This is a genomic window from Vibrio sp. R15-SG3-ISO1A (genome assembly GCF_059833955.1).
In genome coordinates this window covers 1-13836 of record NZ_JCBDGH010000019.1, presented here as the reverse complement: position 1 = coordinate 13836, position 13836 = coordinate 1, and the positions used below count along the sequence as shown (strand labels likewise).

The following is a 13836-nucleotide window of genomic DNA, read 5'->3' as shown; positions in this document are numbered from 1 at the left end:
GCACTTGAGCACTTGAGCACTGAAACAACAGTGACACTAATCGGTCAGTAACAGCAAATCCGACAATTGGTTAATTTCTACATCAGGCAGCACCCGCGCATGTCGAGCCTGTCTTGGGCTGATAGCGGTATCATTAAACCAGCACGCTTGAAAACCACTGGCTTTTGCCCCTTGCACATCGCTATTGAGATGATCGCCGACATGAAGAATGCTACCGGCATCCAGCGCCAAATGCTGCGCCGCTTTGCGAAACATTTCGCCATGCGGTTTTGCGTAGCCATCCGGCCCCGCTTTGAGCGTCAGGGTGAAATACGCCGCTAAACCGATTCGTTCGACATCAACGTTACCATTGGTGATGGCCACCAGCGGCATCTGCGCTGCTAGCCGAGTTAACACACGATGGGTCTCTTCTGGCACACTAAAGTCACTGCGCAGTCTCAGCACTTCCTCAATCGCGCTCGAAGCAGCGCTGTGCGCTTGTTGCTCGTCATAACCTAGTCTCACCAAGCCACTCTCTATCTGCTGAAAGCGCCACTTGGTGACATCATTAGGCAACCAAGGATCGCGCTCTGCCAAGCGTCGCTTGTGGCTCTGCCACCAGCTCAGTGGCACCGTCGCGCTGGCGGGGTGGTGATGGTGTAGCCACTCGACCATACGCGCTTCTAAGGTACGAATGATCGGCCAATTGTCATACAGGGTGTCATCAAGATCGAACGTCATCGCCTTGATGGGTTTGAGATGGCGATAAAATTTCACTCATCCTCCTCTTTTTTCGGCCTGCCCTTTTTTCGCGCTCTTGGGTGTGCTTGGTCATAGACCTGCGCCAAGTGCTGAAAATCGAGGTGCGTATAGATTTGGGTGGTGGAAATGTTTTCGTGTCCCAAGAGCTCCTGCACGGCACGCAAATTGTTGCTCGACTCCAGCACATGCGTCGCAAACGAGTGACGCAATTTATGCGGACTGACATGACTGGCAATGGCCTGCTTCTGCCCCCACTCCGCCATGCGTTTTTGTACGCTGCGATGAGAAATTCGACCACCCAGCTTAGAGACAAATAACCCAGGCTCATCGGGATGCGCTAAATGTCCGCGCACTTTGAGCCATTTCGCCACCCAATCGGCAGCCATGCCCGAAAACGGCACTTTTCGCTCTTTGTCTCCCTTACCGACGACGCGAATTTCACCGTCCGAAAGACCCACGTCTTTGACATTCACGGCGATCATTTCAGCCAAACGTAAGCCAGCACCATACATCAGCTCCATCATGGCGCGATCGCGTATCGCCAACGGATCATCTTCATTGACTTCAAGCAGCTGCCCCACTTCATCGACATCAAGGTTCTTAGGCAGTGGCCGCTGTTTGCGCGGCGCAGAGACGCCTTTGGCTGGATTCGCCGCAAGATCACCTCTCAGCACTAAAAAGTCAAAAAAGCTACGCAAACAAGAAAGACGTGTCGCAATACTGCTTCCTTTCATTCCTTCACGCATTGCTTTACCGGCCACCTGTCTAACCCAACCCGCGTCCACTTGGGTCCACTTTTTTATACCCAAACTCGCTAGGTGCGCAGCCATGGTTTCCAGTTGCTGTTTGTAGTTGCGTTGAGTATGCAAACTCAGCCCTTTTTCACTTCTTAAATAATCGTAGAAGCGTAGTAAGGGCTGCTGCAAACCATTAGGCAGAGGTGGTGGAGCGTCGCTCATTATCTTGCGCCTGCCAAGGCAGGGTATCAATCAGGTGAGAAAGGACGAGCGCCAGATGGCGCAAAAAGAGAGTATCCATGTGTGGCTGAAAATGGCCACCGTCGGAGCTGGAAAAGGCCAAGATACCTTGGAGGGAGGTCTTATTCAGTGGCATCACCACGTAAGATCCCATTTCCGGCGCTGGGCTATGCGGCCCAAACAAAAGTTCACGATCGCACGAACGCATACGGCCAAGATAGGCACTCTTACCATTCAGGTGGTTGGTGGCAAAGCGTTGATAGCTCTCTTTGCTCAGGCGATACTTATCCTGTCCGCCCTGCACACCCACCAAACGAATATACGCCACTAAGCCCAGAGATATCGCCATGTCTTCGATCGATTTGAGCACCGAGCTTAAGCTATCGCTGCGCAGAATATGCTCTTGCAGCTCCATAAATTCATGGAAAGTACGATCGTTATTTTTCGCCAGCGACATCAATGTCGTGATCTCTTCTTCAAGCTCTTCAATACGCTGACGTTGGCGGTTCAGCTGAACGTGGACGAGAGAGACAGCGCCTTGCTCTTGGTGAGGCAAAGCCAATCTGTCCACCAGCGCTTGACGCTGGGCGAAAAAATCCGGGTTGTCACTGAGGTACTCGGCAACCACTTCCGCGGTCAGTGCGTCCGCTTCAATTTGAGACACAATTCATCCCTTTACTTGTTATCTATCGAGGTGTGGATTGAGCTAGCAGCTCAGCTGGCCGTCAAACACATGTGTGGCTGGGCCTGTCATGTAAAGCGGTTTACCTGGCCCCTTCCAGCGAATGTTGAGCTCGCCACCGGGCAGAGAGACTTTGACATTCTCATCCAATAAGCCTTGGACGATACCGACGGCCACCGCGCCACATGCGCCACTGCCGCACGCCTGCGTTTCCCCAGCGCCACGCTCGTACACACGTAGGTTGATCGCTTGGCGATTAACCACTTGCATAAAGCCAGCGTTCACGCGTTCAGGAAAGCGCTCGTGCGACTCCAGCAGCGGGCCTAGATTATCCACATCTGCGGTTTGAACGTCATCGACAACCGTCACAACATGAGGGTTACCCATGCTCACCGCTCCACAAAATAGCGTTTTATCTGCGGCGCGTAAGATGTACGTTTTCTCGGTTTGCTTGGCTTTAAAAGGGATCTTGCTCGGCTCAAACTCTGGCACGCCCATGTTGACCGTCACTTGATCGTCCTCTTCAATATTGAGGACCATCTTACCTTTCTTGGTGCTGACACTGATGCTGTACTTGTTGGTCAAACCTTTCATGCGGACAAAACGCGCAAAGCAACGAGCGCCGTTACCGCACTGCTCAACCTCACTGCCATCGGCATTGAAAATTCGGTAGTGAAAATCGGTTTCTGGATCGTACGGCGCTTCGACCACCAACAGTTGGTCAAAGCCCACGCCAGTATGTCGATCCGCCAAACGGCGGATCAGATCCGGTGAGAAAAAGATGTTTTGGGTAATACAGTCAACGACCATAAAGTCGTTGCCTAAACCGTGCATCTTGGAAAAGTGAAAATGCATAACCCTTTCATTACTCCGGAAGAATATTTTCTAGCGCCCACAAACTGGACAGCTCTTCACGCTGGCGAACCAAATGCAGCTTATCACCATCAACCATCACTTCCGCCACACGAGCGCGAGTGTTGTAGTTGGATGACATCACAAAGCCATATGCACCGGCAGAACGCACCGCAAGCAGGTCGTTCTCTTTCAGCACCAAGGCGCGATCTTTACCTAAGAAATCACCGGTTTCACAGATAGGTCCGACCAAATCGTAGGTCACCGCTTCCCCTTCGCGAGGTTTCACTGGAACGATGTTTTGCCACGCTTGGTATAGCGCAGGGCGCATCAAATCGTTCATCGCCGCGTCAATAATGGCAAAGTTTTTGTGCTCCGTGTGCTTCAAAAACTCGACCTTGGTGAGCAAGACACCCGCGTTCGCGGCAATCGCACGACCTGGCTCAAAAATCAGCTCCAAATCTTGATGATTGTCCAAGCGACCAAGTAGCGCTTTGGCGTACTCCGAAGGCTGCGGTGGTAACTCATCACGGTAGACGACCCCTAAACCACCACCGACATCGAGGTGCGCAATGTTGATGCCTTGAGCTTTTAAGTCATCGATCAATGCCAGCAGGCGATCGGTCGCGTCGATAAATGGGTCGATGTGTGTCAGCTGTGAACCAATGTGACAATCGATACCTTTGATCTCCAGGTTGCTCAAGCTTTGCGCAAACTTGTAGACATCCGGAGCGCGTTCAAACGCAATACCAAACTTGTTGTCACGCAGACCTGTTGAAATGTAAGGGTGGGTATTCGCATCCACATCCGGGTTAATGCGCAGTGAAATAGGCGCTTTCACCCCCATCTCGGCGGCGACTTGGTTCAAGCGCTCAAGTTCCGGCTCAGACTCAACGTTAAAACACTTAATGCCAAGCTCAAGTGCGCGTTTCATCTCTTGTGCCGTTTTGCCCACACCAGAAAAGACCACCTTGCTCGGATCGCCACCGGCAGCAATCACGCGCTCCAATTCTCCACCAGAAACAATATCAAAACCCGATCCTAGACGCGCCAACGTATTCAATACCCCAAGGTTGGAGTTCGCTTTCACGGCGTAACATACTAGATGAGGGTGCTCACCCACCGATTTGTCGAAGGCATTCCAATGGCGCTCTAACGTCGCTCGAGAGTAGACATAAAGTGGCGTACCAAACTGCTCAGCCACATCACTAAGCGGTACGTTTTCGGCCCAGAGCTGGCCATCGTCCTGATAATTGAAGTAATCCAAAGTACTTTCCCTTAAATAGTCGTTTTAATTGCGATGAACACCGTTAATGGCGATGGACGCGTGGCGATTAGGAGGATTGCTCGTTCGTTTGCGTCTCTTCTGGCATGTACAAACCGCCCGTCTGACCACATCCTGCCAGACCTAACACTGAAAGAAGAAACAGAGCAAGGATTGATTTTTTCATGGGTTCTATCGTGATTATTTGTTCAATGCCCCCTATAATCGCACCACAACCAAGAAAAGCAATAGGATAGATAGGATGAACGAGACTGAATTTCATCAGTTGGTGGATGTTCAAATGCAAATCATTGAAGAAATGATTGATGACTCAGGCGCGGACATCGACTACGAGGTCACAGGTAACGTGATGACACTGGAATTTGACGATCGCAGCCAGATCATCATTAACCGACAAGAGCCGATGAAAGAAATCTGGCTCGCATCGAAATCCGGTGGTTTCCATTTCTCCTTGGTCGAGCAGCAGTGGATCTGCTCAAAAACTGGCAAAGAGTTGATCGCCATGGTCAAAGAAGAGTGTGAAAAGCACGCCAATGAAGAGATTGACTGGGTTTAACCCATTCAGAATCAAAAAAAGAGCACGCGGTGCTCTTTTTTTATCTCTTTACTTTGCGGGTTCAAGCATTCACAACTCGGCTTGGCTTGGAGTAGTTTGAGCCATCATTGCGATAAGGGACGATGTAAGAGTCGCCCTCTTCAGGATGCACGATTTGATAATACTGCGGCAAATTGAAGTTAATGAATTTAGACGCCAATTCGCTTTCGGTTTTGACGGACGAGTAGAAACCATTGACGCTCGCGATCATCTCATCTTTTTCACCGCTAAATTGGTGATACACCTCAACTTGGTTTGACTCATCCAGCACATAGATGTTGAAGCCTTTGTCTGTGTCTTCAAAGAAGAACTGAATCAAACCTTCACTGGCAAAACCATCAATGACCTCTGGCATTTGATAATCTTGCTCTTTATCGAGCATCAATAAGGGCGAGCCTTTCAGTTTGTTGGTTGAAATGCTGCGATAGAAATCGACTGAGTTTTCCAGCATTTGCACTGACACCCCACGGCGTTCAAAGAACAAGCCATAGGTCTGTTGACCAATCTTAAGCGCTTTGAAACGACGACGTTTTTCTTGCTCAACCGGCTTCAAACGCAAATCAATGCATTCGGCCAATAACTGGTAGACCATGTTGCGCATCACACCGCGCAAGTTCTTGCTGTAGCAGAACACATCCACCGACTCCGGTGGCAACGCATCTTGGTGCATCTTACCAAGTACCGTTTTGAGCGCATCCAACATAGCGGTCTCCCCTTTGAAGTGCAAGGTACGCACTTCATGCCATGAGTTGCGATAGACCAAGTCCACGCTACCCACAAGACAGGTTTGGTCAGGGCCAAAGCTAAAGATGTCTGTGCTCTTTTGATCCAACTTCAGCGCACGGCCGCTCAGCTCTGAGGTCGGGTCACTTTCAAAGTTGATGAACATGGCCAACTGGCTGATCTCACACGGACTCGCCAACGCCTGCATCGTAGGGCGACGCTTGCGCAGTGAGAAGGTATTGCGTAGATCACTGACCATTTGGTAGAACTTATCGATGTCCAACTCGGCATCACGAATCACAGAGTGCAAACGGGTGGATTCCGTGATCAAACCGTTAAAGAAGGACCAAGCCACCAATTTACTCAAGTATTCGTTGTGCTCAAGTGGCGCACGACCGATGATTTTTTCAGCCTCTAACGGCTGTTTATACAAGTACCATCCCGCTTTGTTCGTTCTACCCGGGCGTACCTCAATAAAGCTCAAATCAGGCTCATGCAGATCCGGAGAAATTTGCGGATTCAGCAGCGTCACCTTACCCGGCAACACCTCAAACGCAGCGTACAACTTACGCGCCAAGATGCTGATATCTTGCGGGCTAATCGCAGAGGTGATGTCGTTACGACGTGCAAATTGGATAAGGTTTCGGTAACTCTGCATCAAAGCATCTAACAAGGCGTGGTGTACCACTTTCACTTGCTCGACTTTCCAGTTGCGGCGATCATCCAATTCAGCGATCACGCTCGGTGACCAGTCCCATTTTTGGATCATGTCAGACAGCGCTTCACGGCGCCAAGCCACCGAACCTGCGCCAGGCTGGCGAGAGAGTTTTTCATGGGTTTTGAGATAGAAACAACGACGCACCAAATCCAAGCGGGTGTGATCACCGATACGCTCTAAATAGCGCGTCACTTTCTCAAGCATCAAATAGTACGCGTCCATCCCATAGAGATCGGGCTTGTGCGCGAAAAAACGGCGTTTGGTATCAAGGCTCAACAACTGGGTGTGCGGATACTCCCACGAGTACGCCTCAAGCAAAATCGCTTTCAATACCGATTTGTAGGGCGAATCGATGCTCTTATAGAGTTGCCATAGGTTTGAGCCAAAGTACTCTTCTGCCGGGATACGGTTCAATTTACCAAAATCAATCCACTCCGAGCAGTTAATAACATTCTGGCTGCAAAGATGCGTCACGTACTCGTCGTAACACTCTTCCATTTCTGGTGGCACGATTTGCCACAGCAGCCTTTGGCCAGCTAAACGTACCGCACTGCGATAAAACTCATCGAGTAACAACAGGTGCTGCGATGACCCGCAGTTATCCCCGGTCATCTCTTCACACTTATTGGTGCGAAAACGGCTTTCGTCCATCAAGAAGAAGTTGGCTTCAACGCCACGGCTCAGCGCCCACTCGGTGATCAAGAGACATTTGTTGGTCAAGCTGTCTCGTTCGTCAGCACTCATCTTCGAGGACACGCACACCCAAATGTCTAAATCACTGGAGGTACTCTGGCCAATTGAAGAGGTGCTGCCCATAGTATACAGACCCAAAATCATTGGGTTGTCTGCGGTGGCGAGCGGTTGACCGATCGTAAGCTCAGTGTCCGACACAAACTGACTTTGAGGTTCACTCAATTCAAAATTGCGAATACCGTAGGGGACTTTGGATGCGTAGTAGCCGGGAATTAAAGGATGGTTGTAGTGCAGAAGAGTAGGAATCAGATGGAAAACATGCTGGGCCTGCGCATCCATAAGCGCTAACGCACGTTCAATGCGTTGCTGATTGAGATCATCAAGTCTATGGATTAGCGATTGGGTGTAAGCCAGCAAGGGATGTTCCTTGGTTAATTATCTACAGCGTGCTGTGTTTAATAATTATTCTAAAGCACTATCAAAACGTGATCAATTTAACACTTTTCTTTGGGCTGGTAAAGAATTGTACGATCGATTCAACACTATTTTGTGTCTCTTGACTGACGAGTCGTTCTCTTTTTATTACGCGCTACAGTGTGGTCCGGATACGTGATGAGTAACAATAGCGCAGCTCATAAACGAGATTGCAATCACACTTTTTTGATGATTTTTTGCTACGGATTGAGGATTGCCGCTTAGGACTCATATTGCATTGAGCATTTTTATCTCAGAGTGATACGATGGAGCCATCATTTGGTTTATCTGTTTCTATCATGACTCAAACGACTCCGATCCGTATTGCAACGCGCAAAAGCCCCCTTGCTCTTTGGCAGGCTCATTATGTGAAAGACGCCCTTCAAGCCGCTCACCCTGGTCTAGAAGTCGAGCTGGTGACTATGGTCACGAAAGGCGACATTATTTTAGACACACCGCTCGCCAAGGTCGGCGGAAAAGGACTGTTTGTGAAAGAGCTGGAGGTGGCGATGCTTGAAGGTCGCGCGGACCTCGCCGTGCACTCAATGAAGGACGTGCCGGTGGAATTCCCCCAAGGCTTAGGTCTCGTCACCATCTGTGAGCGCGAAGATCCGCGCGATGCGTTTGTTTCGAATCAGTACAGCAACATCGACGATTTACCACAAGGCGCAGTTGTCGGTACATGCAGTTTGCGTCGTCAGTGTCAGATAAAAGAGTATCGTCCCGATTTGGTGATCAAAGAGCTACGCGGCAACGTCGGCACCCGACTCTCTAAACTCGATGCAGGCGAGTACGATGCGATCATTTTGGCCGCGGCTGGCTTAAAACGACTCAAGCTTGAAGAGCGCATTCAGAGTTACATCGAGCCAGAGCAATCCCTACCCGCGGTTGGACAAGGTGCCGTCGGCATCGAATGTCGCCTTGATGACGAGCGTTTAATCGCGTTACTTGAGCCTCTCAATCACCCAGACACGGTCGACCGCGTGTTGTGTGAACGCGCCATGAACCTCACCCTTGAGGGAGGCTGCCAAGTTCCTATCGGCAGTTATGCACTGCTGGATGGCGATCAAATCTGGCTTAGAGCCTTAGTCGGTGAACCGGATGGATCCACCATCGTTCGTGGTGAGATCAGCGGCCCTCGAAGCGAAGCGGAGCAACTGGGAGTCACACTTGCCAATCAACTGCTCGATAATGGCGCCAAAACCATTTTAACTAAGCTGTACGCAGAACAAGAGTAATGCCATGGCAGTATTGGTGACCCGGCCAGGTCAGCAAGGCCAATCGCTCTGCCATCAATTGCAACACCTCGGTGTCGCGAGTGAGCATCAACCGCTCATCTCGCTTCACCCGGGGAGACAACTTAGCGATATCGCACATGCGTTACATCGCGCCGATCTCATTATTGCCGTGAGCCAACATGCGGTGCACTTTACCGATCAAACCCTTCGCCAACATCAGCAACACTGGCCACATTCAGCGCGATACATTGCCGTTGGTCAAAAAACTGCACAGATCTTAAGCACAAAAACCCAACAAAACGTAGACTATCCTCAAGTGGGGGATAGCGAGCATCTACTTGCGCTTGCGCCCCTTCATGAGGTCACCAATAGGCGTATTGTCATCCTACGCGGAAACGGTGGCCGAGACTTGATTTTCGATACCTTGCAGGCACGAGGGGCCTTAGTGGAGTATCGAGAAGTCTATCGTCGTGAAAACATTGCTTTGTGCTCAGATTTGCTCGTCCCACTCTGGCAAAATAAGCACATTGATCAGCTAGTCGTTACTAGCTCGGGTCAGCTTGAACATCTTGTCTCGCAAATCGGCAAGCGCTATCAAGCCTGGCTCTTTGGATTAACGCTATACGTTCCTAGTGAGCGTATCGCTCAAGACGCACGCCAAAGGGGCTTTGTCGATGTCATCACGACCCCTAGTGCCTCTAATTCGGACTTACTGGCCGCTCTCCAGCCAAAACAACAGGACAAAGCATAATGACAAGTAAAAAAAACAATGGACATGTTGAACCCGAAGAAAACAAAACCGCGCCAAACAAAGCAGCGATGACCGAGGAAAACAGCGCGGTGGACACTGAATCTCAGGACGTGACTTCACCTGAAACCGCATCAGAGCCAAGCCCGGACGACACAGCGCCAGTCGATAGCCAGCCTCAAAGTGGGGAGCTTGAAGAAAAACAAGGCAAACGCGGCGTGAAGCTAGCTACGATCGCCATCGTTATTGCTGTGCTGATTGGGGGCGGACTCACCTTTTACATCCAAGAGAAGAATCAGCAGCAGCAAGCGCAAATCGCTGCGCTGCAATCAGAGCTCAATCAAGCCAAGCAGGCCATGCAAGCTCAGTTGGATCAGAACCAACAGCAAATCTTATCGAAGGCCACTGAGCTTAGCCATCGCGCAGATACCGTTCTAGAGCAGCAGCAAAAAAGCATCGAGAGCTTACAGCTCGCGATGGCAGACGTAAAAGGCCGTCGCCCCAATGATTGGTTACTGGCTGAGGCTGACTACCTCGTCAAGCTCGCTGGACGAAAACTGTTTTTAGAACACGACGCGGTCAGCGCCACTAAACTGATGGAAAGTGCAGACCAGCGCATCGCAGCACTGAATGACCCAAGTCTTGTACCTCTGCGCAAATCCATGGCGAATGACATCACCAAACTCAAAGGGGTCCCCCTTGTAGATCGAGAAGGCTTGGTGCTAAGACTTACCGCTCTTCAGCAACAAGTCGATAGCTTACCGCTCGCCAATGCCATTCTTCCAGAGGCGCAAGCGGTGGAAGCTCGTCAAGTCTCGCAAGACGTGGCAGATTGGAAAGACAACCTGATGACCTCGTTACAAGAGTTCTCAGAGAACTTTATTACGTTCCGAACTCGTGATGGCAATGTCATCCCACTGCTCTCTCCCGAGCAGCATTTCTATCTCAAAGAAAACATTAAAGCGAAGCTAGAAACCGCCATCAAAGCGGTATATGTCGAGCAACAAGAGATCTACACCACAGCGCTTGCCACCGCAGGTGACTGGTCTCAAGCGTTCTTCAACCAAGATGCCAACAATGTTCGTGAGTTCAATCAAGCCCTAGGCATGCTAGGCCAACAAACCATCCAAGTCGATTACCCGGTAAAACTCGACACACAAGAAGTGCTGTCTGACGTTATTCGCGATCGCCTACGCCGCGAAGTCACCACATTGATTACGGAGGAGAAATAATGTTTAGACTGATTTTCCTCTTTGTCATCTTAGGTGCAGGGCTGTTTGTCGGCACTCAATACTCGGGGCAACAAGGTTATGTCCTAGTCTCTATCGCCAACACCACGATTGAAATGAGCGTCACCACCTTAGTGATTTTCTTAATTGCGACGTTGGCCGCCCTCTTTGCTCTTGAGTACCTCGTTAAGAAAATGCTCTATGCCAGTTCTGCCACTTGGAATTACTTTAGCGTACGTAAAATGCGCCACTCTCGCAGATTGACGAATGAAGGCTTAATTAAATTGATTGAGGGCGACTTTAAAAGCGCAGAAAAAAAGGTCACGCGCTGGGCAAACTATCATGATATGCCTGTGGTTTGTTACCTTATCGCCTCAGAAGCGGCGATAGGTCTCGGAGACAACAAAAAGGCCGATCACTACCTTGAGCTCGCAGGTAAACAGCCTGGTTCTACCTTAGCGGTGGAGCTGACACGTGCCAAGCAGCAGGTGAGAGAGGCCAACTACGCTGGCGCACTGGAAACCTTACATCTTCTTAAGGGCCAGCATCCCAACAACGTGGTGATCGTTAACCTACTTAAGCAAGTCTATGTAGAACTGAAACAGTGGCAGCCACTGATTGATCTGACGCCCCAGCTAGGCAAACTTGGCTTGATTAGCGAACAAGATCAACAAACCTTGATCCAAAGAGCGCAATGCGGCTTATTGGCTGATGTCGCCGAAAACAAAGGAAGTGAAGGCCTAATTGGTCACTGGAACAGCCTACCGAGAAAGCTCAAGCAAGACGCCCATCTAGTAGAGTGTTTTGTGAAACAATTGATTGCGCGCAACGCCGATCACGAAGCCTTCACCGTCATTAAAGAAACAGTGAAAAAGCACCCGAACTCAACACTGATCACCTTACTACCAGAGATGAAATTGTCCGACACCCACCCAAGCAAACTACTGCTAGAGGAAATGGTGCGTAAAGACGCCAATAACGCCGAAGCACACAGCGCTTTAGCGCAATTGCAAATGAGAAACGAACAGTGGCAAGAAGCGCAGCAACATCTTGAGAAAGCCTTATCTGTCCGCTCTAACGTTTCCGACTATGCATACTTGGCAGATGTACTGGAGAAACAAAACCTCAACAAGGCAGCGCAGGAAGTATCGAAAAAAGCGCTGAGTATTATCCAGTCCTAGTTTCTACCGTGAATAAAGCGGGTCATTAGCCCAATACCAAAACTGGCCAACACGGCCAGTTTTTTTGTCCTTAAGAAAGTGTTTAAAGCATGGTTACTGAGTAACGACGTGAGCCTATTGGCCACGAGGTAAACGCGATACTGAAAGCCTATCGTAGACCAACGGCTTGCCCTTTATTCACGCTAGTATCCGACTCGAGTTGAACAACGACATCAAGTTTGATGGAGGAAGGTGCACACGATGACAAAAGCACGAGCAGCGGGTGCTAGATAATCCGTGGACGTTGCCGCACTATTCGTCGCATGAAATCGACACACTACCTAGAACGCAAAGACCCTAAAGTGCGAGACATCATTCTTTAATCTCGCCTGCTCTCTCCTCGAAGCCAGCCAACGTGCTGGCTTTTTCTTGTCTGCAGAAAAGCCTCGAGCAGACAGGTACCCTGCCCTCGAAAAAGTGCACAGCACTTTCGGGAGCGTTAAACGTAAAAAAGCCCAGTCTTTCGACTGGGCTTTCTAAAAAGTGGCGGAGTGGACGGGACTCGAACCCGCGACCCCCGGCGTGACAGGCCGGTATTCTAACCAACTGAACTACCACTCCGCAGTGGTCTATTTAAAGTCTTATCTCAATCTTGCTTCAAATAGATAATGTTCAAAGCCTGGCGATGTCCTACTCTCACATGGGGAAGCCCCACACTACCATCGGCGCTAATTCGTTTCACTTCTGAGTTCGGCATGGAATCAGGTGGGTCCAAATCGCTATGGTCGCCAAGCAAATTCTGTTTAAGTTTCTAGAAGCTAGTGCCTAGTTCCTAGAACTTAATAATTCGGAAAGCTGTTTACGTTCTTACACATTCAATGTTCTTTTATTGAGTCCATCAAAACCCTTTGGGTGTTGTATGGTTAAGCCTCACGGGCAATTAGTACAGGTTAGCTCAACGCCTCACAGCGCTTACACACCCTGCCTATCAACGTTCTAGTCTCGAACAACCCTTTAGGACACTTAAAGTGCCAGGGAAGACTCATCTCAGGGCTCGCTTCCCGCTTAGATGCTTTCAGCGGTTATCGATTCCGAACTTAGCTACCGGGCAATGCCATTGGCATGACAACCCGAACACCAGAGGTTCGTCCACTCCGGTCCTCTCGTACTAGGAGCAGCCCCCTTCAATCTTCCAACGCCCACGGCAGATAGGGACCGAACTGTCTCACGACGTTCTAAACCCAGCTCGCGTACCACTTTAAATGGCGAACAGCCATACCCTTGGGACCGACTTCAGCCCCAGGATGTGATGAGCCGACATCGAGGTGCCAAACACCGCCGTCGATATGAACTCTTGGGCGGTATCAGCCTGTTATCCCCGGAGTACCTTTTATCCGTTGAGCGATGGCCCTTCCATTCAGAACCACCGGATCACTATGACCTGCTTTCGCACCTGCTCGAATTGTCATTCTCGCAGTCAAGCGGGCTTATGCCATTGCACTAACCTCACGATGTCCAACCGTGATTAGCCCACCTTCGTGCTCCTCCGTTACTCTTTGGGAGGAGACCGCCCCAGTCAAACTACCCACCAGGCACTGTCCTCACCCCAGATAATGGGGCTAAGTTAGAACATCAAACATACAAGGGTGGTATTTCAAGGATGGCTCCACTAATACTGGCGTACTAGTTTCAAAGCCTCCCACCTATCCTACACATGTAGG

12 protein-coding genes, 1 tRNA gene and 2 rRNA genes are annotated in these 13836 nt (G+C 50.1%); 5 read left to right on the top strand and 10 right to left on the bottom strand.

Translation table 11 applies throughout. From position 1 onward, the window contains the following. Positions 1-36: 36 nt before the first annotated feature. The 6 genes from yigB to lptM all read right to left on the bottom strand — a co-directional run bounded on the left by yigB (position 37) and on the right by lptM (position 4703). Complete coding sequence (gene yigB / locus AC6R0L_RS01965) at positions 37-756, bottom strand: 5-amino-6-(5-phospho-D-ribitylamino)uracil phosphatase YigB (RefSeq protein WP_487902826.1); 720 nt, start codon at positions 754-756, stop codon at positions 37-39. Next, entirely contained in the window at positions 753-1700 is a 948-nt protein-coding gene (gene xerC, locus AC6R0L_RS01960; RefSeq protein WP_500628062.1) for a tyrosine recombinase XerC, read from the bottom strand. Before xerC ends, yigB begins: the two co-directional genes overlap by 4 nt. Next, positions 1672-2382 (bottom strand): DUF484 family protein, encoded by a 711-nt coding sequence (locus tag AC6R0L_RS01955; protein WP_487902824.1) that lies wholly within the window; start codon positions 2380-2382, stop codon positions 1672-1674. The genes xerC and AC6R0L_RS01955 overlap by 29 nt, the downstream gene beginning before the upstream one ends. 42 nt (positions 2383-2424) lie before the next feature. Continuing rightward, positions 2425-3255 (bottom strand): diaminopimelate epimerase, encoded by an 831-nt coding sequence (dapF, locus tag AC6R0L_RS01950; protein WP_334555615.1) that lies wholly within the window; start codon positions 3253-3255, stop codon positions 2425-2427. Between the two features lie 10 nt (positions 3256-3265). Next, positions 3266-4519 (bottom strand): diaminopimelate decarboxylase, encoded by a 1254-nt coding sequence (gene lysA, locus AC6R0L_RS01945; RefSeq protein ID WP_487902823.1) that lies wholly within the window; start codon positions 4517-4519, stop codon positions 3266-3268. Between the two features lie 67 nt (positions 4520-4586). Then, positions 4587-4703 carry an LPS translocon maturation chaperone LptM gene (gene lptM / locus AC6R0L_RS01940; protein ID WP_420378243.1) on the bottom strand — a complete coding sequence of 39 codons (117 nt, stop codon included), beginning with the start codon at positions 4701-4703 and terminating at the stop codon, positions 4587-4589. A 75-nt stretch (positions 4704-4778) separates the two neighbouring features. On the opposite strand from lptM, the gene cyaY reads away from it, so the two are divergent. Continuing rightward, the gene (cyaY, locus tag AC6R0L_RS01935) at positions 4779-5093 is read left to right on the top strand and encodes an iron donor protein CyaY (RefSeq protein WP_334555618.1); all 315 of its coding nucleotides are present in this window, start codon (positions 4779-4781) and stop codon (positions 5091-5093) included. 61 nt (positions 5094-5154) lie between these two features. Here the strand turns inward: cyaY and AC6R0L_RS01930 are convergent, their stop codons facing one another. After that, positions 5155-7683: a class I adenylate cyclase gene (locus tag AC6R0L_RS01930; protein WP_487902822.1), complete on the bottom strand. Its 2529-nt coding sequence runs from the start codon at positions 7681-7683 to the stop codon at positions 5155-5157. 356 nt (positions 7684-8039) lie between these two features. On the opposite strand from AC6R0L_RS01930, the gene hemC reads away from it, so the two are divergent. From hemC to AC6R0L_RS01910, 4 genes are read left to right on the top strand one after another with little or no spacing between them, the layout of a single operon-like run. Continuing rightward, positions 8040-8978, top strand: a complete 939-nt coding sequence (gene hemC / locus AC6R0L_RS01925; RefSeq protein WP_334555620.1) for a hydroxymethylbilane synthase — start codon at positions 8040-8042, stop codon at positions 8976-8978. 4 nt (positions 8979-8982) lie between these two features. Then, positions 8983-9729: a uroporphyrinogen-III synthase gene (locus AC6R0L_RS01920; RefSeq protein WP_500628061.1), complete on the top strand. Its 747-nt coding sequence runs from the start codon at positions 8983-8985 to the stop codon at positions 9727-9729. Next, complete coding sequence (locus AC6R0L_RS01915; RefSeq protein ID WP_500628060.1) at positions 9729-10958, top strand: uroporphyrinogen-III C-methyltransferase; 1230 nt, start codon at positions 9729-9731, stop codon at positions 10956-10958. Before AC6R0L_RS01920 ends, AC6R0L_RS01915 begins: the two co-directional genes overlap by 1 nt. Then, positions 10958-12136, top strand: a complete 1179-nt coding sequence (locus AC6R0L_RS01910) for a heme biosynthesis protein HemY (protein WP_500628059.1) — start codon at positions 10958-10960, stop codon at positions 12134-12136. Before AC6R0L_RS01915 ends, AC6R0L_RS01910 begins: the two co-directional genes overlap by 1 nt. Before the next feature lie 523 nt (positions 12137-12659). Here the strand turns inward: AC6R0L_RS01910 and AC6R0L_RS01905 are convergent. The 3 genes from AC6R0L_RS01905 to AC6R0L_RS01895 form a co-directional block, all read right to left on the bottom strand. Next, positions 12660-12736 (bottom strand) — tRNA-Asp (locus tag AC6R0L_RS01905). 56 nt (positions 12737-12792) lie between these two features. Then, a 5S ribosomal RNA gene (rrf, locus tag AC6R0L_RS01900) occupies positions 12793-12908 on the bottom strand. A gap of 126 nt (positions 12909-13034) precedes the next feature. Beyond that, positions 13035-13836: ribosomal RNA gene (locus AC6R0L_RS01895) — 23S ribosomal RNA — on the bottom strand; the annotation flags it as partial.